The organism is Prescottella agglutinans (assembly GCF_004011865.1).
GTDB lineage: Bacteria > Actinomycetota > Actinomycetes > Mycobacteriales > Mycobacteriaceae > Prescottella > Prescottella agglutinans.
In genome coordinates, this window is the sequence record NZ_RKLP01000001.1 from 392404 (window position 1) to 413956 (window position 21553).

The following is a 21553-nucleotide window of genomic DNA, read 5'->3' on the forward strand; positions in this document are numbered from 1 at the left end:
GGTCGATGGAAGGAACGAAGCCCTTGAGTCCCGAGAAGCCGCGTCCCGACAAACCGACAACCGACAAACCGGTGAAAGCAAATATCTTCGCGGCGGGCGCGGTCCTGTGGCGGAAGTCTCCTTCGAATCCCTATGAGATCGAAATCGCCCTCATTCACCGTCCGAAGTATGACGACTGGTCATTTCCCAAGGGAAAGCTCGACCCGGGCGAAACGGCGATTGTGGCTGCCGTGCGCGAGATCCACGAAGAAACCGGGATTAACGCTCAATTGGCTCGACACCTCTCGGGTGTGACATATCCGATACCGGGGCACCGCAGACTGAAACGGGTCGAATACTGGGCGGCCGAGGCGGTATCCGGCGAGTTCGCACCCAACGACGAGGTCGACGAACTGCGGTGGCTCGCGCCCGACCGCGTCGCCGAACAACTGTCCTATCCGATGGATCGAATGATCCTGAGACGATTCGCACAGCTCCCGCCGGACACGACGACGGTGCTGCTCGTCCGGCACGCCAAGGCCGGGAGCAGCAAGAACTACACCGGCGACGACGCGCTACGCCCCCTCGATGCGAAGGGGCAGGTTCAGGCGAAAGCGCTTGTGGCACAACTGCGGGCTTTCGGAGCGAGCGAGATCTGCGCGGCGGACCGCCTGCGGTGCGTCCAGACGGTCGAGCCCCTCGCCGCGGAACTCGGCGTCCCCATCCGGCCCGAACCGCTGCTGTCGGAGGAGGGCTACGCAGCCGATCCGGCAGGCGCACGGGCCCGCGCACGCAAGATCGCGGCGATGGGCGGCGTCCAGGTGATCTGCAGTCAGGGCGGCGTCATTCCCGATCTGATGCAGTGGTGGGCCGAGCGGGACGGCATTCAGTTGCCGCCGGCACGAAACCGCAAGGCGAGTACCTGGGTCCTGTCGCTGTCCGGCGGACGACTCGTGGCCGCCGATCACATCGACAGCCCACTTCCGGTCGTACGCAAGGCGAATTGATCCGCAGACAGCGCGGATCGGACAAGACAACTCGGCGGCCACGGGAGAATTCCCGTGGCCGCCGAGTCATTTACGGAGTGTTCCGTTCGACGCTGTGACGCCGCAGTTCTACTTGCGGGCGGTGCGCTTTGCCGGAGCCTTCTTGGCCGCGGTCTTCTTGGCTGCGGTCTTGGCGGGAGCCTTGGCCGCAGTCTTCTTCGCGACAGTCTTCTTCGCGACGACCTTCTTGGCGGGAGCCTTGGCCGCAGTCTTCTTCGCCACGGTCTTGGCAGGAGCCTTGGCCGCAGTCTTCTTCGCGACAGTCTTCTTCGCGACGACCTTCTTGGCGGGAGCCTTGGCCGCGGTCTTCTTCGCCACGGTCTTGGCGGGAGCCTTGGCCGCAGTCTTCTTCGCCACGGTCTTGGCTGCGGTCTTGGCGGGAGCCTTGGCCGCAGTCTTCTTCGCGACAGTCTTCTTCGCTGCTGCCTTCTTCGCTGCAGCCTTCTTGGCAGCGGCCTTCTTCACCGGCTCAGCCGCACCACGCTTGACGGCCGGGCCGCTGGAGGGCAGCTTCTGGCCACCGGCGATGAGCGCCTTGAACTGTGCGCCCGGACGGAAGGCCGGAACCGACGTCGGCTTGACCTTGACGGTCTCGCCGGTGCGCGGGTTGCGCGCGACGCGGGCCGCGCGGCGACGCTGCTCGAAGACGCCGAATCCGGTGATGGTGACGCTGTCCCCGGCGTGGACTGCACGCACGATGGTGTCGACGACATGCTCGACAGCCTCGGTGGCGGTGCGCCTGTCCGACCCCAGTTTCTCGGTCAGAACATCGATGAGCTCTGCCTTGTTCATGGAAATTCCTCCGCAAACTAATGGTCCACCGTCGGACCGACTACGAACTACGGTAAACCCGAAATCGGCAAGAGTCTATGTGGCACGCCAATTCTCATCAAGCGCGGCCCCCCGATCTGTGGTAGATCGGGGGGCCGAGTCAGCTGTCCGATTGCGTCAATTGTCGTTCGCGACGCGAGCGGGAAGCGTCGCAGGTTTCCAAGACGGCCTTGACTTTTCGAACTCCGAAATCGCGTCTACCTGGCGCAACGTGAGTCCGATGTCGTCCAGACCCTCGAGCAGACGCCACCGCGTGTAGTCGTCAATCTCGAAGCGCACCACCGTCGTTCCAGCGGTCACCGTCTTGTCCTCGAGGTTCACGACGAGCTCGAGCCCGGGCTGCTCCTCGAGGAGCTTCCACAGCATCTCGACGTCACTCTGATCGACCTGAGCGGCGAGCAGACCGGCCTTGCCGGCGTTGCCGCGGAAGATGTCGGCGAAGCGCGACGCGATGACGACGCGGAAACCGTAGTCGGACAGCGCCCACACGGCGTGCTCGCGGGACGAGCCGGTGCCGAAGTCGGGGCCGGCGACCAGGACGGAGCCCTTGTCGTACGGCTGGACGTTGAGGATGAACTCCGGGTCCGTACGCCAGGCGGCGAACAGTCCGTCTTCGAAACCTGTGCGGGTCACGCGCTTCAGGTACACCGCGGGGATGATCTGGTCGGTGTCCACGTTGGACCGGCGCAGAGGAACACCGATTCCCTTATGAGTGGTAAAGGCTTCCATCGATTTTCTCCTAGTTCCCTTGCGCCCTATGCCAGGTCTGCCGGTGCCGAGAGGGTTCCCCGGACCGCGGTCGCCGCGGCGACCGCCGGGGACACGAGGTGCGTGCGACCGCCCTTACCTTGGCGGCCTTCGAAATTGCGGTTGGACGTCGAGGCCGAACGTTCGCCCGGCGCCAACTGGTCGGGGTTCATGCCCAGGCACATCGAGCATCCCGCCTGACGCCACTCTGCGCCCGCAGTGGTGAAGATCTCACCGAGACCTTCCTCTTCGGCCTGGGCCCGCACGCGCATCGATCCGGGGACGATCAGCATCCGGACGCCCTCGGCGACCTTTCGGCCCTTCAGAACATCGGCCACCGCACGCAGATCCTCGATCCGGCCGTTCGTGCACGATCCGACGAAGACGGTGTCGACCGACACCTCGCGCAGCGGCGTACCGGCCTCCAATCCCATGTAGGCCAGGGCCTTCTCCGCCGCGAGGCGCTCGCTCTCGTCCGCGATGTCGGACGGGTTCGGCACCGAATCACCCAGCGGAGCACCCTGACCGGGGTTGGTACCCCAGGTGACGAACGGCGTCAGCGACGCCGCGTCGATGTGAACCTCGGCATCGAAGACGGCGTCGTCGTCGGTCTTGAGCTGATCCCAGGCCGCAACGGCCGCATCCCAATCGGCACCCTGCGGCGCGTGCGGACGACCCTTGATGAACTCGTAGGTGATCTCGTCCGGTGCGATCATGCCGGCGCGCGCGCCCGCCTCGATCGACATGTTGCAGATCGTCATCCGGGCTTCCATCGACAGCTTCCGGATGGCCTCGCCGCGGTATTCGAGGACATACCCCTGTCCCCCACCGGTACCGATCTTCGCGATCACGGCGAGGATCAGGTCCTTGCTCGTGACACCGGGCGGCAGTTCGCCGTCGACCGTGATCGCCATCGTCTTGAACGGCCGCAGCGACAGCGTCTGCGTGGCCATCACGTGCTCGACCTCGCTGGTACCGATTCCCATTGCGAGAGCACCGAAAGCGCCGTGCGTCGACGTGTGGCTGTCACCGCAGACGACGGTCGTGCCCGGCTGCGTCAGACCCAGCTGCGGACCGACCACGTGGACGATGCCCTGGTCCAGATCACCCATCGGGTGCAGGCGAACCCCGAACTCCTCGCAGTTCTTCCGCAGAGTGTCGACCTGGGTCCGCGAGACCGGATCCGCGATCGGCTTGTCGATGTCGACCGTCGGGACGTTGTGGTCCTCGGTGGCGATCGTCAGGTCCGGGCGACGCAGCTTACGACCGGCGAGCCGGAGCCCGTCGAATGCCTGGGGGCTGGTGACCTCGTGCACGAGGTGCAGGTCGATGTAGATCAGGTCCGGCTGGCGTGCCGCACCCTCACCCTCGCCGCGCACCACTACGTGCTCGTCCCACACCTTCTCGGCCAGAGTGCGTCCTCTTTGAGCCATCTTCTCCACCTCTGTGATCAGGATGTCGCGTCGCCGGGTTTCAGGGCCGACCCGTGCCGCGTGATGTGTCGAAACCATCCGCCGCCGCATTCGGTTATGATCCCAATATGCGAGAACGGAGTATCGACCTATGAGACAGCATAGCGGTATCGGAGTGCTTGACAAAGCAATGGGCGTGCTGCACGCAGTGGCCGAACAGCCGTGCAGCCTCACCGAACTGTGCAACAGGACCGGTCTCCCTCGCGCCACCGCACACCGGCTGGCCGTGGGCCTCGAGGTCCACCGACTCCTCGCCCGCGACGCGGACGGCCTGTGGTGCCCGGGCCCGGGCTTGAGCGAACTCGCCGCGAGCGCGAGCGATCCCCTCGTCGACGCCGCCGCCCTCGTCCTGCCCCGCCTGCGCGAGATCACCGGCGAGAGCGTCCAGTTGTACCGACGCGAAGGCACCCAGCGCGTGTGCGTCGCCTCCATGGAACCGCCCACCGGACTGCGGGACACCGTCCTCGTGGGTGCCCGCCTGCCGATGACGGCCGGGTCCGGAGCCAAGGTCCTCCTCGCATGGGCCGACCCCCAGACGCAGCGCGCCATCCTCCCCGACGCCTCGTTCGGTGAACGGGTGCTCGTCGAGGTCCGACGCCGAGGCTGGGCCCAGAGCGCCGCCGAGCGCGAACCGGGTGTGGCCAGTGTGGCGGCGCCGGTCCGGGACGCGGCCGGCAACGTCGTCGCCGCGATCTCGGTGTCCGGTCCGATCGACCGGATGGGCCGACGCCCGGGCGCCCGGTGGGCGGCCGACCTGCTGGCGGCGGCCGACGCCCTCCACAAGCGCCTGTAGAGCCCGCGGCGGACCCGCCCGGCATCCACGAAAGTGATCCGTGGCACAGTCATTCGCAGGAGTGAAGTTCAGTCGAGCGGAGGAACTGCTGTGGGAACCAATCAGCGCGGTCAGATCACGATGACGGATGCCGAAATCACCGAGTTCGTCGAACGGAGCCGGGTCGCGACGATGGCGACGATCGGACCGAACGGCACGCCGCATCTCGTCGCGATGTGGTACGCCGTGATCGACGGTGAGCTGTGGTTCGAGACCAAGGCGAAGTCCCAGAAGGCCGTCAACCTCCGCCGCGACGGCCGCCTCACGATGATGATCGAGGACGGCGACACCTACGACACGCTGCGCGGCGTCTCGATCGAAGGACGCGGCGAGATCGTCGACGATCCCGAGGCGCTGTTCAAGGTGGGCATCAGCATCTGGGAGCGCTACACGGGCCCGTACTCGGAGGACGTCAAGCCCGCAGTCGAGATGATGCTGCACAAGCGGGTCGCGGTCCGGGTCGTTCCGGAGCGCGTCCGGTCGTGGGACCACCGCAAGCTCGGATTGCCGGCGATGCCGGTCGGGGGCTCGACGGCCGCGTACCTGTAGGCCGAGATAATCGCGCGACTCCTCCTCCCTTCCGCGGTACATTCCGGGATACCCACGACGGGAGGAGGACGACGTGACCGAAGCCGGGACCGACGACATCAAACGCAAGTTCCGTGAGGCGCTGGATCGCAAGAACCACCAGCAGTCGAACACGACGGCGCATCTGGACGGACAGTCGAAGGTGCACGACGCCCACGGCAGCGCCGATCACAAGCGCGAGTTCCGCCGCAAGAGCGGTTAGCGGAACGGGCGGCCACCCTCGAAGATTGCACGAAAAGAAAACACCCTCCGATCTGATGATCGGAGGGTGTTCCACTTGTAGCCCCGACGGGATTCGAACCCGCGCTACCGCCTTGAGAGGGCGGCGTCCTAGGCCGCTAGACGACGGGGCCAGGACTGTGTTGTTCTGCAAGATCTCCGTAGAAGAACCCTCCAGCGATCACAGACGATCGCAAGGCAATTCCGTGGTAGCCCCGACGGGATTCGAACCCGCGCTACCGCCTTGAGAGGGCGGCGTCCTAGGCCGCTAGACGACGGGGCCGAGAACTTGCATCGAACACTGTATGACTGCGCAACTCTCGCGAGCAAATCGCAGTGTCTGTACCGCAACACCTTGCAAGCGAGGCGCCGTGGCGGGAAGACCCGGATAACCGAGACTCACCGAAATCCTGAGGCTTTCACCTCAGGACTTCTGCTGGGGTACCAGGACTCGAACCTAGAATGGCTGAACCAGAATCAGCTGTGTTGCCAATTACACCATACCCCAATGGTTTGTTTCGTCGGCCTGCCCTGCGGGCGTCGTGGCCTCCGTTCCGAACCGAGAAGAAGATTAGCACCAACCCTCCTGCGAACTACAAATCGCCTGGTCAGGGCAGGTAAATCACGCCTACTCCCCTTTCGAAAGCACTCGGCCCGCCCCCGGAGAACGGGAGCGGGCCGAGATACGTGGTCCGGGTCAGGCGATCTGCGCGCGAGCAGAACGCAGGCGCGCCAGGGTCTTCTCGCGCCCCAGCAATTCCATCGACTCGTACAGCGGCGGGCTGACGTGCGATCCGGTGAGCGCCACGCGCACGGGAGCGAAAGCCTTACGCGGCTTGAGTTCGAGCTTCTCGATCAGTGCGGCCTTGAGAGTCTCCTCGAGATCCGCGGTGGCCCACGTGGTGAGGGAATCGAGCGCCGCGATGGTCTCGTCGAGCACCGGCGCCGCGTCGGCGCCCAGGTTCTTCGCCGCGGCCGCCGGGTCGATCGCGAACTCCGACTCGTCGACCAACAGGAATTTCAACAGGTCCCAGGCATCCGAGAGCACGACGATGCGGGTCTGCACCAGATCGGCCGCGACGTCGAACTGTTCGGCCGTCAGCGCGTCGACAGGGTGACCGTGCGTGGTCAGGTACGCCCGCAGTCGCACCGAGAAGTCGGCGGGCTCGAGCAGGCGAATGTGCTCGGCATTGATCGCGTCGGCCTTCTTCTGGTCGAAGCGCGCGGGGTTGGAGTTGACCTTGGAGATGTCGAACGCGGCGACCATCTCCTCCAGGGAGAAGACGTCGTGGTCGTCGGCGATGCTCCATCCCAGCAGTGCCAGGTAGTTCAGCAGACCCTCGGGGATGAACCCGCGGTCGCGGTGGATGAAGAGATTCGACTCGGGGTCACGCTTGGACAGCTTCTTGTTGCCCTGACCCATCACGAACGGGAGATGGCCGAACTCCGGTGTGAAATCGGCGACACCGATGCGCTGGAGCGACTCGTACAGCGCGAGCTGACGCGGCGTCGACGACAGCAGATCCTCGCCACGCAGGACGTGTGTGATCTTCATCAACGCGTCGTCGACCGGATTCACGAGCGTGTACAGCGGAATTCCGTTGCCACGAGTGAGCGCGAAGTCCGGGACCGTGCCGGCCTTGAACGTCGTCTCGCCGCGCACCAGGTCGTTCCACGTCAGATCGTGGTCGGGCATCCGCAGCCGCACGACGGGTTTACGTCCCTCGTCCAGGTACGCCTGACGCTGCTCGGGCGTGAGGTCCCGGTCGAAGTTGTCGTAGCCCAGCTTGGGATCGCGTCCGGCCGCCTTGTGCCGTGCCTCGACTTCCTCGGGGGTCGAGAAGGACTCGTACGCCTCGCCCGCCTCGACGAGTCGCCGCACGATGTCGAGGTGCTGGTCACGCCGCTGCGACTGCCGGTACGGCTCGTACGGACCGCCCACCTCCGGGCCCTCGTCCCAGTTCAGCCCCAGCCAGCGCAACGCGTCCAGGATCGCCTGGTACGACTCCTCCGTGTCACGGGCGGCGTCGGTGTCCTCGATACGGAACACGAACGCACCACCGTGGTGACGCGCGAACGCCCAGTTGAACAGGGCGGTCCGGACGAGCCCGACGTGCGGGGTGCCGGTGGGTGACGGACAGAAACGGACGCGTACTTCGCTGGTGGTCATGGCTCACTTCGATGGGCACTGCTAGGCGCGTGGACAGGACCTCTACAGGCTAGTCCCGTGCCCACCGGGAGCGGTATCCGATCAGCGCTTGGCGGCAACCGGATTGGTCAGCGTGCCGATCCCCTCGACCGTCACACTCACCGACTGGCCGTCGACGATCGGGCCGACACCCTCGGGAGTGCCGGTGAGGATCACGTCACCCGGCAGCAGCGTCATGACCGTGGACACCCACTCGATGACCTTCGGGATGTCGTGCAGCAGAAGCGAAGTCCGGCTGCGCTGCTTGACCTCGCCGTCCACCTCGGTCTTGATCTCGACGTCCGAGACGTCGAGATTCGTCTCGATCCACGGACCGAGCGGGCAGAACGTGTCGTAGCCCTTGGCCCGAGTCCACTGGCCGTCGTGACGCTGCTGGTCACGCGCGGTGACGTCGTTCGCGACGGTGTAGCCGAGGATGACGTCGCGGGCCTTGGCGGCGGGGACGTCCTTGCAGGGGCGGCCGATGACGACCGCGAGTTCACCCTCGTAGTGCACCTCGTTCGACGACGGCGGCAGCACGATCGGGGCACCCGGTCCGACGATCGAGGTGTTGGGCTTGATGAAGATGACCGGATCCTCGGGCGCCTCGCCACCCATCTCGGCGGCGTGTGCGGCGTAGTTCTTGCCGACGCAGATCACCTTGCTCGCAAGGATCGGGGCCAACAGGCGAACATCGGCGAGCGGCCAGCTACGTCCGGTGAAAGTCGGTGTACCGAAAGGGTGTTCGGCGATCTCCTTCGCAGTCTGCGCGTCGCCCTCCCCCTCGATGGACACAAAGGCAACTCCGTCGGGACTGGCAATTCGACCTAGGCGCATGGAGCCGAGTCTATCGAGTCACGGCGCACCGGCCCGGCAGACCCGTCGCACTCCGAGCGTCGAAGGGTCTACACTCCGAGCTGTATCCACATTCTAAGACATTCATTTCATATACTGGGATGGCAACGTGAGTGAGACGAGAAGTCCGGAAGCTCGGACAGGCACACTGCACCGCTGGTCGATGCTGGGACTCGGCGTGCTCGCGCAGGCCGCGGGAGCGGTGTTCGCGAACGCGCCGGCGTTCCTGCTGCCCACCCTGCGGAACGATCACGGACTGGCACTGTCACAGGCCGGCCTCGTGGTCGCCGCACCGACCGTCGGCTTTCTCGTCAGCCTGATGGCCTGGGGTGTCGTCGTCGACCGCATGGGTGAGCGCCGCGTCCTGGTACTGGGTATGGCGCTCACGGCGCTCGCGAGTGCCGGTGCCGCGTTCAGTTCGTCGTTCGCGATGCTCGGCATCTTCCTGTTCCTCGGCGGAATGGCGGCGTCGAGCGCGAACGCCGCCAGCGGGCGGGTCGTGGTCGGGTGGTTCCCGCCTGAGCGCCGGGGATTCGCGATGGGCGTCCGCCAGATGGCACTGCCGCTGGGAGTGGCGGTGGCCGCGCTGACGGTGCCCCGGATCGCCGAAACTCACGGCGTCGGTTGGGCGTTGGCGCTGCCGAGCACAGTGACATTCGTCGCAGCCGTGGCCTGCCTGTTCGTCGTCGACCCGCCCCGGCCGGACCGCTCGGCCGCACAGCAGACCGGCTTGCTGGACAACCCGTACCGGAACTCGAGTGTGCTGTGGCGGATTCACGGCGTCTCGGTCCTGCTGGTGGTTCCGCAATACCTGGTCTGGACGTTCGCGCTGCTGTGGCTGATGACGGATCGGAACTGGTCCGCCGCCTCGGCCGGCCTGCTCATCACCGTGACCCAATTGCTCGGTGCCGCAGGGCGGATCGCGGCGGGGGCGTTGAGCGATCGTGTCGGTAGCCGGATGCGCCCGCTGCGCTGGGTCGCGATCGCCGCCGCGATCTCGATGGGAGCGCTGGCACTGACCGACTGGCTGGACTCCCCCGTGTCCGTGGCGCTGTTGGTCCTGGCGTCGGTGATCACGGTGGCGGACAACGGATTGGCGTTCACCGCCGTCGCCGAGATCGCCGGCCCGTACTGGAGCGGCCGCGCGCTGGGCGCCCAGAACACGAGCCAGTATCTGGCGGCGTCGCTGGTGCCGCCCGTGTTCGGGGCGTTGGTCACCGCGGTGAGCTTCCCGCTGACGTTCGCGATCGCCGCCCTGTTCCCCCTCGTCGCCGCTCCCCTGGTGCCCGGAGACCACCCGGAACGACACTGAAACGACCGTGACCGCCGCCCGGAATCCGGGCGGCGGTCACGTCTTTCGAGGGTTCGAAGCGCCTAGACGGCAGCGGCGATGCGATCGCCCACCTCGGTCGTGACGATCGGGGCGTCGCCGCGCGAGGCCAGATCGGCCTCGACGGCGGCCTCGATGCGCGCGGCGTCGTCCTCACGGCCGAGGTGACGCAGCAGCATCGCGGCCGACAGGATCGCGGCGGTCGGGTCGGCGATGCCCTGGCCGGCGATGTCCGGCGCCGAGCCGTGCACCGGCTCGAACATCGACGGGTTCGTGCCCGACGCGTCGATGTTGCCGCTCGCGGCCAGACCGATACCACCGGTGACCGCGCCGGCCAGGTCGGTGATGATGTCGCCGAACAGGTTGTCGGTCACGATGACGTCGAAGCGCGTCGGGTCGGTGACCATGTAGATGGTGGCCGCGTCGATGTGGCAGTACGCGGTCTCGACGTCCGGGTACTCGGCGCCGATGGTCTCCATCGCCCGGGTCCAGATGCGACCCGCGTTGGAGAGCACGTTGGTCTTGTGGATCAGCGTGAGGTGCTTGCGGCGGGTCTGGGCCAGCTCGTACGCGGCGCGCACGACGCGCTCGGCGCCGAACCACGTGTTGACCGAGACCTCGGTGGCAACCTCGTGCGGGGTGCCGACGCGGATCGAGCCGCCGTTGCCGGTGTACGGGCCCTCGGTGCCCTCGCGGACCACGATGAAGTCGATGTCGGGGTTCGCGGCGAGCGGCGAGCTCGAGCCCGGGTAGGTGCGGGCCGGGCGCAGATTCACGTGGTGATCGAGCAGGAACCGCATGTTCAGCAGCAGACCGCGCTCGAGGATGCCCGGCGCGACGAACCGCGGGTCACCGATGGCGCCGAGCAGGATCGCGTCGTGCTGACGGATCGCGTCGAGCTCGGCCTCCGGCAGCAGGTCGCCGGTCTCGTTGTAGCGCTTGGCACCGAGGTCGAACTCGGTGGTCTCCACGTCCGAAACCAGCTTCCGCAGCACCTTCAGTGCCTCCGCCGTGACCTCGACACCGATGCCGTCACCGGGGATGACCGCAAGCTTCATGGGACACACTCTCTTTCACTGAGAATCCACCGGTGGCGTGAGACACCCCGGTTGCACCGCTGGCCGCGACCGTCCTCGACGATCGCGGCCACCGGGTAGGGATGGGGAGGATCAGGACAGGTCGACCTGCGCGACGCGGGCGTCGAGCTGCTCCACGATCTGCGAGACCTCGGCGTCACCGACCACGCGGTCGACACGCAGGATGACGGTGGCGCCCTCACCCTCGACGTCCTGGCTCAGCGCGGCGGCCTGGATGTCGATGCCGGCGGTGCCGAGGACGGTGCCCAGGACGCCGAGCACGCCCGGACGGTCCGCGTAGTGCACCACGATGTTGTGACCCTCGGCGCGCAGGTCGAAGCTGCGGCCGTTGATGTTCACGATCTTCTCGACCTGCTGCAGGCCGGTCAGCGCGCCCGCGACGGTGGTCACGGTGCCGTCGGCTGCGACCGCGCGGACCTCGACGGCGCTGCGGTGGGTCTGGGCCTCGCTGTGCTTCTCGACCTCGACACCCACGCCGCGCTGCTCGGCGAGCTGGGGGGCGTTGACGAACGTGACGGCCTCGTCGCTGCTGGCGGAGAACAGGCCACGCAGGGCGGCCAGGCCCAGGATGTCGACATTCTCGGCCGACAGCTCGCCACTCGCGACGACCTGGACGTTCTGGACGGCCTCGGGCGACAGGGTGCCGGCGAGCAGGCCGAGCTTGCGAACCAGCTCGAGCCACGGAGCGACCTCTTCGCCGACCGGGCCACCGGAGACGTTGACGGCGTCCGGCACGAACTCGCCGGCCAGGGCCAGCAGGACGCTCTTGGCGACGTCGGTGCCGGCGCGGTCCTGGGCCTCCGAGGTGGAGGCACCGAGGTGCGGGGTGACGACGACGTTGTCGAGCTCGAACAGCTTGGAGTCGGTGCACGGCTCGGTGTTGAACACGTCGAGGCCGGCGGCGCGGACCTTGCCGTTCACGAGCGCGTCGTACAGCGCGTCCTCGTCGATCAGGCCACCGCGGGCGGCGTTGACGATGATGACGCCGTCCTTGGCCTTGGCCAGGCGCTCGGCGTTGATGAGGCCCGCCGTCTCCTTGGTCTTGGGCAGGTGGACCGAGATGAAGTCGGCGCGCTCGACCAGCTCGTCGATGTCGACCAGCTCGATGCCCAGCTGCGCGGCGCGAGCGGCCGGCAGGTAGGGGTCGTACGCGATGACATTGGTCTCGAACGCGGCGAGGCGCTGCGCGAACAGCTGACCGATGCGGCCGAGGCCGACGACGCCGACGGTCTTGCCGAGGATCTCGGTGCCGTTGAAGCTCGAACGCTTCCAGGTCTTCTCACGCAGCGTGCGGTCGGCGGCCGGGATCTGACGGGCGGTCGACAGCAGCAGCGAGACGGCGTGCTCGGCGGCCGAGTGGATGTTGGAGGTCGGCGCGTTGACGACCATGACGCCACGCTCGGTGGCGGCCGGGATGTCGACGTTGTCGAGTCCGACACCGGCGCGGCCGACGATCTTCAGCTTCGTCGCGGCGGCGAGCACCTCGGCGTCGACCGTGGTGGCGGAGCGGACCAGCAGCGCGTCGGCCTCCGGCACAGCCGCGAGCAGCGCGGGACGGTCCGGGCCGTCGACCCAGCGGACCTCGACACCGTCTCCGAGCGCATCGACGGTCGATTGTGCGAGCTTGTCGGCGATCAGGACAACGGGGCGGCCATTCTGGCTCACGAGTCAACTCCCTAGTTCGGTGTCGGGCTGTGTCTGTGTCTGTCAGTGGCTCCGAAGATGTCGTCGAGACCTCTTCGAAGGTCGAGCGGGATGTCCACGACCGGGCACCGCGAGGGCGCACGCGAACGGCCGTGGTCGCAATCAGTTTAGTGGGGCGGACCGAGCCATTCCGCAGGGCGGGTATCCATTACCAGATAGTGGACACCCCGGTGGAGGAATCGGAGATTCACGCCACACCCGGAAACCACTTCGGCCCGAGGGCCACGCGTACCGGACGCGCGACCCTCGGGCCGAAGCTGTCAGCTGTGGATCAGGCCGTCTCGGTGATCGGACGATCGACCCAGCTCATCAGGTCGCGCAGCTTCTTGCCGGTGACCTCGATCGGGTGCTCGGCGTTCTCCTTGCGGAGAGCCTCGAGCTCCTTGTTGCCGTTCTCGACGTTGGCGACCAGGCGGCGGGTGAACTCGCCGGACTGGATGTCGGCCAGGATCGCCTTCATGCGCTCCTTGGTGCCGGCGTCGATGACGCGCGGGCCCGACAGGTAGCCACCGAACTCCGCGGTGTCGGACACCGAGTAGTTCATGCGGGCGATGCCACCCTCGTACATGAGGTCGACGATGAGCTTGAGCTCGTGCAGCACCTCGAAGTACGCCATCTCGGGCGCGTAGCCGGCCTCGACCATGACCTCGAAACCGGTCTTGACCAGTTCCTCGGTGCCGCCGCAGAGCACGGCCTGCTCGCCGAAGAGGTCCGTCTCGGTCTCTTCCTTGAACGTGGTCTTGATGACGCCGGCGCGGGTGCCGCCGATGCCCTTCGCGTAGGACAGAGCCAGGGCCTGGCCCTCGCCCTTCGGGTCCTGGTGGACGGCGATCAGGGCCGGAACACCCTTGCCGTCGACGAACTGGCGACGCACCAGGTGGCCGGGTCCCTTCGGCGCGACCATGCCGACCGTGACGTTCGCCGGGGGCGTGATCAGGTCGAAGTGGATGTTGAGGCCGTGGCCGAAGAACAGCGCGTCGCCGTCCTTCAGGTTCGGCTCGATGTCGTTCTTGAAGATCGACGCCTGAGCGGTGTCGGGGGCGAGCACCATGATGACGTCGGCCCACTCGGCAACCTCGGCCGGCGTGCCCACGGTCAGGCCCTGCTCCTCGGCCTTGGCGCGAGACTTCGAACCCTCCTGGAGGCCGATGCGCACATCGACACCGGAATCGCGCAGGCTCAGCGAGTGCGCGTGGCCCTGGCTGCCGTAGCCGATGACCGCGACCTTGCGGCCCTGGATGATCGACAGGTCTGCATCGTCGTCGTAGAACATCTCGACTGCCACAGTTCTTACCTTCCCTCTGGGTTCTATGAACGCTTGATTGTCTGTTGTTGGCGGGTGAACGGTTCTAGCGGGTGGCCGTGATGGACTTCGGCCCACGGCCGACCGCCACCACACCGGACTGCACGATCTCGCGGATGCCGAACGGATCGAGCATGCGCAGGAGCGCATCGAGCTTGGAACGGGTACCGGTCGCCTCGATCGTGACGGCCTCCGGCGAAACGTCGATCACCTTGGCGCGGAACAGGTTCACGGTCTCGATCACCTGCGTGCGGACGCTCGCGTCGGCCCGGACCTTGATCAGGACCAGCTCGCGCGCGACCGAGGCCTCGTTGTCCTGCTCGACGATCTTGATGACGTTGACGAGCTTGTTGAGCTGCTTGGTCACCTGCTCGAGCGGGAACTCGTCGACCGTGACGACGATCGTCATGCGCGAGATGTCCGGGACCTCGGTGCCGCCGACGGCGAGGGACTCGATGTTGAATCCACGGCGGGAGAAAAGTGCAGCGACACGGGCCAGCACGCCCGGCTTGTCCTCGACGAGAACACTGAGGGTGTGGCTGGTGCTCACTGGCGATCCTCTCCGGCTTCGGCCTCACCGGCACGCTGCTCGCGTTCCATGGCCTCGTGGATGGTTGCGGGCTCGGCCGCAGCCTCGTCTTCGTCGAACAGCGGACGGATGCCCCGCGCCGCCATGATCTCGTCGTTGCTGGTGCCGGCGGCGACCATCGGCCACACCTGCGCGTCCTTGCCGACGATGAAGTCGATGACGACGGGCTTGTCGTTGATCGACTGCGCGGTGCGGATGGCGTCCTCGACGTCCTCCTCGCGCTCGACACGGATGCCGACGCAGCCCAGCGCCTCGGCCAGCTTGACGAAGTCCGGGATGCGCACGGCGCCGTGCGTGCCCAGGTTCGTGTTGGAGTAGCGCTCGTCGTAGAAGAGCGTCTGCCACTGGCGGACCATGCCCAGGTTGCCGTTGTTGATGAGCGCGACCTTGATCGGCACGCCCTCGACGGCACACGTGGCCAGTTCCTGGTTCGTCATCTGGAAGCAGCCGTCACCGTCGATGGCCCACACCTCGCGATCCGGCAGGCCCATCTTGGCGCCCATCGCGGCCGGCACGGCGTAGCCCATCGTGCCGAGGCCACCCGAGTTCAGCCACGTGCGCGGCTTCTCGTAGTTGACGAACTGCGCCGCCCACATCTGGTGCTGACCGACACCGGCGCAGTAGATCGCGTCGGGGCCCGCGAGCCGGCCGACGGCCTGGATCACGTACTCGGGCGACAGCGCACCGTCCGAGGGACGGTCGTAGGCCAGCGGGTAGGTGCGGCGGATGCCGTCGAGGTAGGCCCACCACTCGGTGAGGTCGAGGGTCGTGCCCGTCGCCTGGTCGGCGCGGATCGCCTCGATCAGCTCGGTGATGACCTCCTTGCAGTCGCCCACGATCGGGACGTCCGCGTGGCGGTTCTTGCCGATCTCCGCGGGATCGATGTCCGCGTGGATCACCTTCGCGTCCGGCGCGAACGAGTCGAGCTGACCGGTGACCCGGTCGTCGAAACGCGCACCGAGGGTGATCAGCAGGTCGCTCTTCTGCAGCGCGGCGACGGCGGCGACGGTGCCGTGCATGCCCGGCATGCCGCAGTTCAGCTGATGGCTGTCCGGGAAGGCTCCGCGCGCCATCAGCGTCGTGACGACGGGGATGCCGGTCAGCTCGGCCAGCTCCAGCAGCTCGGGGGACGCCTCGGCCTTGATCACGCCACCACCGACGTACAGCACGGGGGACTTGGCCTCGGCGATCAGGCGCGCGGCCTCGCGAACCTGCTTGCCGTGCGGCTTGGTGACCGGACGGTAGCCGGGCAGGTGCATCTCCGGCGGCCACGAGAACGTGGTCTGCGCCTGCAGGATGTCCTTCGGGATGTCGACGAGGACCGCACCGGGGCGACCGCTCGACGCCAGGTAGAACGCCTCGGCGAGGATGCGCGGGATGTCGACACCGTCGGTGATCAGGAAGTTGTGCTTCGTGATCGGCATCGTGATGCCCGAGATGTCGGCTTCCTGGAAGGCGTCGGTGCCGATCAGGCCGCGGCCGACCTGTCCGGTGATCGCGACGACGGGGACCGAATCCATCTGTGCGTCGGCGAGCGGCGTCACCAGGTTGGTCGCGCCCGGGCCGGAGGTCGCCATGCAGACGCCGACCTTGCCGGTGGCCTGCGCGTAACCGGTCGCGGCGTGACCCGCGCCCTGCTCGTGACGCACCAGGACGTGGCGAACCTTCTGCGAATCGAAGAGCGGGTCGTACACCGGGAGAACGGCGCCGCCCGGAATGCCGAACACCGTGTCGACCTCGAGCTCCTCGAGGGCGCGGACCACGGACTGCGCGCCGGTGACCCGCTCGGGGGCGACCTGACGACGGTTACCGGTCTGCGTGGCGGCGGCCGCCGCGGTCGGGCTCGCTGCTCCCGACTTGCGCGGCGTGGGTTGAGGCCGTGCGGTTGGTGCGCTCACTGGAAATCCTCTTTGATTCTGGCTCCGGGCAACAAAAAACCCTCGTCAGCATCAGCTGTACGAGGGTGGCGCGTCGTTATCTGGCGAGTTGCGGGAACCGGCTCAGGCGACGACGCGCCGGCCGATTACGAGCAACTCATTCTGCTTCACGCGCTCGACGGTAGGCGCGCTATTGGTAGACAGTCAACTTTGGTGAGTGCGCTGTCCCAGAATGTAAGATGCCTCGGCTGCAGTGCGAAGATGTAGAGGTGTCATCTCCTCAGCAGCCCGTGCCACCACAGTCATCATCCCACACGCCCGACGACGGCCGACAGGTCATCCGGATTTCCCCGCTCGCGCTGATCGCGTGCATCTTCCTGCTGTTCTGCATCAGCTTCCCCGTACTCGGGTGGCCCGCGGCATTCGGCTGGATGCTGGTCATCCCGTTCCTCGTCGGAGCCTGGGTGCTGCGCGTGCGTACCACGGTCACGCCCGAGGGGCTGGAGCTGCGCCACACCTTCTCCTCGCGGTCCATATCGTGGGATCAGATCAAGGGGTTCCGCTTCCCCAAGCGGGGTTGGGCTCGGGCCGACCTCGTCGACGGCACCGAGGTGTCGCTGCCGACCGTGACGTTCGGGCGTCTGCCCCAGTTGGCGTCCGCGAGCGGTGGCCGCGTCACCGACCCGTACGCCGCGGCCCGCGAGGCCGAGCGCGAGAAGGCGCGGACCGAGTCCGCCGAATCGGCCGAATCCGCCGGTACCGACGTGTCCACCGACGCGGAGCCGAATACCGACTGATCCGTGCGCGGGAGTAGCGTCTCACCAGGATGTCTCCCGCTCCCACCGGAGATGACGAGACGGCCGCACCAGCCGAAATCGGGTCCAGCCGACCAGCACTTTCACGGGCCCATCTGTTTACGAATTACGCCGCGCTCGGCGCGCACAGCCCGCCGCCGAGAACCGCTGATCGACGAAGGAATCGCCCATGCCCCCGCTCAGGTCACGCACCACCACCGTCGGACGCAACGCTGCCGGAGCCCGCTCGCTCTGGCGCGCTACCGGTATGACGGACTCCGACTTCGGTAAGCCGATCGTCGCGATCGCGAACTCCTACACGCAGTTCGTCCCCGGCCACGTCCACCTGAAGAACGTGGGCGAGATCGTCGCCGAGGCCGTGCGCGCCGCCGGCGGCGTTCCCCGCGAGTTCCACACGATCGCGGTCGACGACGGCATCGCGATGGGCCACGGCGGCATGCTGTACTCCCTCCCGAGCCGCGAGATCATCGCCGACTCCGTCGAGTACATGGTCAACGCCCACACCGCCGACGCGCTGGTGTGTATCTCGAACTGCGACAAGATCACCCCCGGCATGCTCAACGCCGCGATGCGCCTGAACATCCCGACCGTGTTCGTCTCGGGCGGCCCGATGGAGGCCGGCAAGGCCGTCGTCGTCGGCGGCGTCGCGCAGGCCCCCACCGACCTGATCACCGCGATCTCCGCGAGCGCCAACGACTCGGTGACCGAGGAGGGCCTCGACGAGGTCGAGCGCAGCGCGTGCCCGACGTGCGGTTCGTGCTCGGGCATGTTCACCGCCAACTCGATGAACTGCCTCACCGAGGCGTTGGGCCTGGCCCTGCCCGGCAACGGTTCGACGCTGGCCACGCACGAGGCGCGTCGGGCGCTGTTCAGCCGCGCCGGCACCACCGTCGTCGAGGCCGCTCTGCGCTACTACCGCGACGAGGACGAGTCGGTTCTGCCGCGGAACATCGCCTCCCCCAAGGCGTTCCGCAACGCGATGGCACTCGACGTCGCGATGGGCGGCTCCACGAACACCGTCCTGCACACGCTCGCCGCCGCGCAGGAGGGCGAGGTCGACTTCGACCTGTCCACCATCGACGAGATCAGCCGTCGGGTGCCGTGCCTGTCGAAGGTCTCCCCCAACTCGGACTACCACATGGAGGACGTCCACCGCGCCGGTGGCATCCCCGCACTGCTGGGTGAGCTGCGCCGCGCAGGCCTGCTCGAGACCGACGTCTCCACCGTGCACACCAAGAGCTTCGACGAGTGGCTCGACACCTGGGACATCCGCTCCGGCAAGGCGTCCGACGAGGCCATCGAGCTGTTCCACGCGGCTCCGGGCGGCGTGCGCACCACCGAGCCGTTCTCGACGAGCAACCGCTGGTCCGCGCTCGACACCGACGCCGAGGGCGGCTGCATTCGCGACCTCGAGCACGCCTACACCGTCGAGGGTGGCCTGTGCGTGCTGCGCGGCAACATCGCCGTCGACGGCGCGATCCTCAAGACCGCCGGCATCGACGAGGAACTGTTCTCCTTCCAGGGCCCGGCGGTCGTCGTCGAGTCGCAGGAGGCCGCCGTCTCGGTGATCCTGCAGAAGCAGATCAAGCCGGGCGACGTCATCGTCGTGCGGTACGAGGGCCCCAAGGGCGGCCCGGGCATGCAGGAGATGCTGCACCCCACCGCGTTCCTCAAGGGTGCGGGTCTGGGCAAGGAGTGCGCCCTGATCACCGACGGCCGCTTCTCCGGCGGCACGTCGGGCCTGTCGATCGGCCACATCTCCCCCGAGGCCGCGTCGGGCGGTGTGATCGGCCTCGTCGAGGACGGCGACCAGATCCGCATCGACGTCGCGACCCGCACGCTCGAGGTCCTCGTCGACGACGAGACCCTCGCGCAGCGCCGCGCCAAGATGGAGGCGTCCGAGCGTCCGTGGCAGCCGGTGGACCGCCAGCGCACCGTCACCACCGCGCTGCGTGCCTACGCCGCACTGGCCACCTCGGCCGACAAGGGCGCCGTCCGCCAGGTGCCGTAAGACCACCTGCCGCTCCGCGTTTCGCTGTGCCGCGTTCCCGATCGGGGGCGCGGCACAGCCGTTTCCGGAGCGGCAAATCTGTGGATACCGAAATATCCATCCACAGATCGCAGAGCGCGCACCCTCGACGCCGGGCGGGGCGGCAGGCTCAGGCCATGGAATTCGACGGCACACCACTCGTGTTCAGAGCCGACGCACTCGAACGCGGGTTCACCGATCACGAACTGCGCGCGGCCCGTCGGTCACGAGAGTTGCTCGCAGTCCGACCCGGTGCATACGTCCGCGCAGCCGACCTCGCGCAGCTCGATTCCGTCGCGCAGCACCGCCTGGCCGTACTCGCCACGGCGTCCGCGTGCCCGGATGCCGTCGTCAGCCACGTGTCCGCCGCGGTGCTGCACGGGATCGCCGTGTGGAACGTGCCCCTGCAGCGGGTGCATTCGACGCTCGACCGCGCATCGGGCGGCAAGATCACCGCTCGCCGCCACGTGCACGTGGCGAGCCTTCCCGCCGAGGACGTCGTCGTCGTGGACGGGGTGTGCGTCACTTCGCCGCCCCGCACGGTGCTCGACCTCGCACGGACGGCGCCCTTCGAGAGCGCCGTCGTTTCGGGAGATCACGCGCTGGCGACCGGGCTGGTGACGCCCACAGGTCTCGACGACGCGTTGGCCCGGTGCCGCGGACGGCGCGGCGCTGCACAGGCGGCGCGGGCGGTCGCGTTCATGGACGGGAGCAGCGAGATTGTCGGTTGATCCCGCAGTCGCGTGCTATTCCACCGCGAGCGGTTACCGAGGCCCGACCTCCAGCGCGCACTTCACGACGACGGCATGCCGATCGGTCGCGTCGACTTCTTCTTCGAGGACCAGCGCGCGGTCGGCGAGTTCGACGGCCTCGCCAAGTACACCAAGCACCTGCGCCCCGGTCAGACCACCGAACAGGCGGTCATCGAGGAGAAGTTGCGTGAGGACCGCATTCGGCGTGCCGGTTACGGCGTCGCCCGCTGGGGCTGGAGGGAGTTGAGCGAGCCCGCGGAAGTGGCGCGCAGGCTGCGGCGCGCCTTCGGCTGAATCGGCGCTGCCGCTCCGGAAATGGTGGCGGCGCTCCCCCGATGGGAGGAGCGGCACGACGAAAACCGGAGCGGCGGCGTCAGATGACGGGGTTGGCGCCGTTGAGGAAGAGCCAGACGCACACGCCGACGGCGACCCCCGCGACGAGGATGGCCACCGAGCCGGCGTGCGGGCGGGTCGCCCAGGGGCGTCGGCCGTCCAGGGAGATGCGCCCCGGACCGGTCAGGATGATCGCCGCGGCGGCCGCACCCAACAGGGTCTCGTACTCGATGCCCTCGGGCGCGAAGTACTCGAGTCCGGGCACCATCGACTGCTTCAGGCACCACGCGTTGATCATCACCGCGAGGATCGTGGCCGCCGCCACCGGCGTGATCAGGCCCAGGATCAGCAGCGCGCCGCCGGCCACCTCACCGACCGCACCGGCCGCGGCCAGGACCCGCGCGTGGTCGAATCCGGCGTCGATCAGCTCGTCGCGATAGCCGGACAGCCCGGGTCCGTTCCACCATCCCGCGAGCTTTTGCAGGCCGTGCACGAGCAGCGTCCCGCCGACCGCGAGACGCAGAACGAGCAGGCCCACGTCGAGCGTGCCGCGACGGGAGTCGTCCGACGACGCGGGCGGGACGGCGACCGGCCCGGCGACCGGGGGCGGCGACCCGATCGGCTCCGACACGATCGGTTCGGACATCAGGGTCTCCGTCACCGGAGGGATGGCGACGGTGGGCTCGGCCACTGCGGGCTCGCCGCGCTCGATCACCTCAGTGGGCTGATCCTCCACCGGGATCGGTGCCGCGGGCGGCTGCACCGGCCGGAAGGTGGGGATCTGCTCGGTCGGCAGACTGTCCGCGTTCCGGGCGCCGAAATCGAGATCGTCGTCGGTCTGCGGCACGAGCGGCCGGGTCGACTGCACCGGGAACCTCTCGGTCGGCTGGTCGAACGGGCTCGGTGCGGATGCCCCGCCGAGGGTCTCGGTGTGATCTTTCGGCTTGTCAGTCACGAACTGCAGCCT

20 protein-coding genes and 3 tRNA genes are annotated in these 21553 nt (G+C 67.6%); 9 read left to right on the forward strand and 14 right to left on the reverse strand.

Annotated elements, in window-relative coordinates:
- Nucleotides 1-23 precede the first annotated feature (23 nt).
- Entirely contained in the window at nucleotides 24-986 is a 963-nt protein-coding gene (locus EGT67_RS01820; protein ID WP_241565849.1) for a bifunctional NUDIX hydrolase/histidine phosphatase family protein, read from the forward strand.
- A gap of 108 nt (nucleotides 987-1094) precedes the next feature.
- Here EGT67_RS01820 and EGT67_RS01825 read toward each other — a convergent pair whose 3' ends face one another.
- The 3 genes from EGT67_RS01825 to leuC form a co-directional block, all read right to left on the reverse strand.
- Nucleotides 1095-1817 (reverse strand): HU family DNA-binding protein, encoded by a 723-nt coding sequence (locus EGT67_RS01825; protein WP_127914321.1) that lies wholly within the window; start codon nucleotides 1815-1817, stop codon nucleotides 1095-1097.
- 156 nt (nucleotides 1818-1973) lie between these two features.
- Complete coding sequence (gene leuD, locus EGT67_RS01830; RefSeq protein ID WP_127914322.1) at nucleotides 1974-2585, reverse strand: 3-isopropylmalate dehydratase small subunit; 612 nt, start codon at nucleotides 2583-2585, stop codon at nucleotides 1974-1976.
- Nucleotides 2586-2611: 26 nt separating this feature from the next.
- Nucleotides 2612-4045, reverse strand: a complete 1434-nt coding sequence (gene leuC / locus EGT67_RS01835; protein ID WP_127914323.1) for a 3-isopropylmalate dehydratase large subunit — start codon at nucleotides 4043-4045, stop codon at nucleotides 2612-2614.
- A 121-nt stretch (nucleotides 4046-4166) separates the two neighbouring features.
- On the opposite strand from leuC, the gene EGT67_RS01840 reads away from it, so the two are divergent.
- The 3 genes from EGT67_RS01840 (at nucleotide 4167) to EGT67_RS24990 (ending at nucleotide 5697) form a co-directional block, all read left to right on the forward strand.
- Entirely contained in the window at nucleotides 4167-4868 is a 702-nt protein-coding gene (locus tag EGT67_RS01840; RefSeq protein ID WP_127914324.1) for an IclR family transcriptional regulator, read from the forward strand.
- A gap of 90 nt (nucleotides 4869-4958) precedes the next feature.
- Nucleotides 4959-5456 (forward strand): pyridoxamine 5'-phosphate oxidase family protein, encoded by a 498-nt coding sequence (locus EGT67_RS01845; RefSeq protein WP_127914325.1) that lies wholly within the window; start codon nucleotides 4959-4961, stop codon nucleotides 5454-5456.
- Nucleotides 5457-5529: 73 nt separating this feature from the next.
- A complete protein-coding gene (locus EGT67_RS24990; RefSeq protein ID WP_164877459.1) occupies nucleotides 5530-5697 on the forward strand; it encodes a DUF5302 domain-containing protein in 168 nt (55 codons plus the stop codon).
- Nucleotides 5698-5775: 78 nt separating this feature from the next.
- Here the strand turns inward: EGT67_RS24990 and EGT67_RS01850 are convergent.
- From EGT67_RS01850 to EGT67_RS01870, 5 genes are all read right to left on the reverse strand, one after another.
- A tRNA-Glu gene (locus EGT67_RS01850) sits at nucleotides 5776-5848 on the reverse strand.
- Nucleotides 5849-5921: 73 nt separating this feature from the next.
- Nucleotides 5922-5997 (reverse strand) — tRNA-Glu (locus EGT67_RS01855).
- A 153-nt stretch (nucleotides 5998-6150) separates the two neighbouring features.
- Nucleotides 6151-6222: transfer RNA gene (locus EGT67_RS01860), tRNA-Gln, on the reverse strand.
- Nucleotides 6223-6411: 189 nt separating this feature from the next.
- Nucleotides 6412-7884 (reverse strand): glutamate--tRNA ligase, encoded by a 1473-nt coding sequence (gene gltX / locus EGT67_RS01865; RefSeq protein ID WP_127914326.1) that lies wholly within the window; start codon nucleotides 7882-7884, stop codon nucleotides 6412-6414.
- Nucleotides 7885-7965: 81 nt separating this feature from the next.
- The gene (locus tag EGT67_RS01870; RefSeq protein WP_127914327.1) at nucleotides 7966-8739 is read right to left on the reverse strand and encodes a fumarylacetoacetate hydrolase family protein; all 774 of its coding nucleotides are present in this window, start codon (nucleotides 8737-8739) and stop codon (nucleotides 7966-7968) included.
- Nucleotides 8740-8866: 127 nt separating this feature from the next.
- Between EGT67_RS01870 and EGT67_RS01875 the strand changes: the two genes are divergently transcribed.
- Nucleotides 8867-10069, forward strand: coding sequence for an MFS transporter (locus tag EGT67_RS01875; RefSeq protein WP_421958069.1), 1203 nt, complete (start codon nucleotides 8867-8869; stop codon nucleotides 10067-10069).
- Nucleotides 10070-10131: 62 nt separating this feature from the next.
- On the opposite strand, the gene EGT67_RS01880 is transcribed toward EGT67_RS01875, so the two are convergent.
- From EGT67_RS01880 to EGT67_RS01900, 5 genes are all read right to left on the reverse strand, one after another.
- Nucleotides 10132-11145, reverse strand: coding sequence for a 3-isopropylmalate dehydrogenase (locus tag EGT67_RS01880; RefSeq protein WP_127914328.1), 1014 nt, complete (start codon nucleotides 11143-11145; stop codon nucleotides 10132-10134).
- 111 nt (nucleotides 11146-11256) lie between these two features.
- Nucleotides 11257-12849, reverse strand: a complete 1593-nt coding sequence (serA, locus tag EGT67_RS01885) for a phosphoglycerate dehydrogenase (RefSeq protein ID WP_127914329.1) — start codon at nucleotides 12847-12849, stop codon at nucleotides 11257-11259.
- A gap of 310 nt (nucleotides 12850-13159) precedes the next feature.
- Nucleotides 13160-14161: a ketol-acid reductoisomerase gene (gene ilvC, locus EGT67_RS01890; protein ID WP_206612274.1), complete on the reverse strand. Its 1002-nt coding sequence runs from the start codon at nucleotides 14159-14161 to the stop codon at nucleotides 13160-13162.
- A gap of 76 nt (nucleotides 14162-14237) precedes the next feature.
- A complete protein-coding gene (gene ilvN, locus EGT67_RS01895) occupies nucleotides 14238-14741 on the reverse strand; it encodes an acetolactate synthase small subunit (RefSeq protein WP_127914331.1) in 504 nt (167 codons plus the stop codon).
- Nucleotides 14738-16678: an acetolactate synthase large subunit gene (locus EGT67_RS01900; protein ID WP_127914332.1), complete on the reverse strand. Its 1941-nt coding sequence runs from the start codon at nucleotides 16676-16678 to the stop codon at nucleotides 14738-14740. The genes ilvN and EGT67_RS01900 overlap by 4 nt, the downstream gene beginning before the upstream one ends.
- A 269-nt stretch (nucleotides 16679-16947) precedes the next feature.
- On the opposite strand from EGT67_RS01900, the gene EGT67_RS01905 reads away from it, so the two are divergent.
- The 4 genes from EGT67_RS01905 (at nucleotide 16948) to EGT67_RS01920 (ending at nucleotide 20547) form a co-directional block, all read left to right on the forward strand.
- Nucleotides 16948-17454 (forward strand): PH domain-containing protein, encoded by a 507-nt coding sequence (locus EGT67_RS01905; protein WP_127914733.1) that lies wholly within the window; start codon nucleotides 16948-16950, stop codon nucleotides 17452-17454.
- A 187-nt stretch (nucleotides 17455-17641) separates the two neighbouring features.
- Nucleotides 17642-19483: a dihydroxy-acid dehydratase gene (gene ilvD / locus EGT67_RS01910; RefSeq protein WP_127914333.1), complete on the forward strand. Its 1842-nt coding sequence runs from the start codon at nucleotides 17642-17644 to the stop codon at nucleotides 19481-19483.
- Between the two features lie 155 nt (nucleotides 19484-19638).
- The gene (locus tag EGT67_RS01915; RefSeq protein WP_127914334.1) at nucleotides 19639-20232 is read left to right on the forward strand and encodes a hypothetical protein; all 594 of its coding nucleotides are present in this window, start codon (nucleotides 19639-19641) and stop codon (nucleotides 20230-20232) included.
- Nucleotides 20233-20307: 75 nt separating this feature from the next.
- Entirely contained in the window at nucleotides 20308-20547 is a 240-nt protein-coding gene (locus EGT67_RS01920; protein WP_127914335.1) for a hypothetical protein, read from the forward strand.
- A gap of 79 nt (nucleotides 20548-20626) precedes the next feature.
- On the opposite strand, the gene EGT67_RS01925 is transcribed toward EGT67_RS01920, so the two are convergent.
- Nucleotides 20627-21541, reverse strand: a complete 915-nt coding sequence (locus EGT67_RS01925) for a DoxX family protein (RefSeq protein ID WP_127914336.1) — start codon at nucleotides 21539-21541, stop codon at nucleotides 20627-20629.
- Nucleotides 21542-21553 lie beyond the last annotated feature (12 nt).

Excerpts from the sequence above, each read along its gene's own strand:
- EGT67_RS01920 (WP_127914335.1), top strand. The coding sequence starts at position 20,308 with ATGCCGATCGGTCGCGTCGACTTCTTCTTCGAGGACCAGCGCGCGGTC.
- ilvD (WP_127914333.1), top strand. The coding sequence starts at position 17,642 with ATGCCCCCGCTCAGGTCACGCACCACCACCGTCGGACGCAACGCTGCC.
- gltX (WP_127914326.1), bottom strand. The coding sequence starts at position 7,884 with ATGACCACCAGCGAAGTACGCGTCCGTTTCTGTCCGTCACCCACCGGC.
- EGT67_RS01915 (WP_127914334.1), top strand. The coding sequence starts at position 19,639 with ATGGAATTCGACGGCACACCACTCGTGTTCAGAGCCGACGCACTCGAA.
- EGT67_RS01825 (WP_127914321.1), bottom strand. The coding sequence starts at position 1,817 with ATGAACAAGGCAGAGCTCATCGATGTTCTGACCGAGAAACTGGGGTCG.
- EGT67_RS01840 (WP_127914324.1), top strand. The coding sequence starts at position 4,167 with ATGAGACAGCATAGCGGTATCGGAGTGCTTGACAAAGCAATGGGCGTG.
- leuD (WP_127914322.1), bottom strand. The coding sequence starts at position 2,585 with ATGGAAGCCTTTACCACTCATAAGGGAATCGGTGTTCCTCTGCGCCGG.
- EGT67_RS01880 (WP_127914328.1), bottom strand. The coding sequence starts at position 11,145 with ATGAAGCTTGCGGTCATCCCCGGTGACGGCATCGGTGTCGAGGTCACG.
- EGT67_RS01870 (WP_127914327.1), bottom strand. The coding sequence starts at position 8,739 with ATGCGCCTAGGTCGAATTGCCAGTCCCGACGGAGTTGCCTTTGTGTCC.
- ilvC (WP_206612274.1), bottom strand. The coding sequence starts at position 14,161 with ATGTTCTACGACGACGATGCAGACCTGTCGATCATCCAGGGCCGCAAG.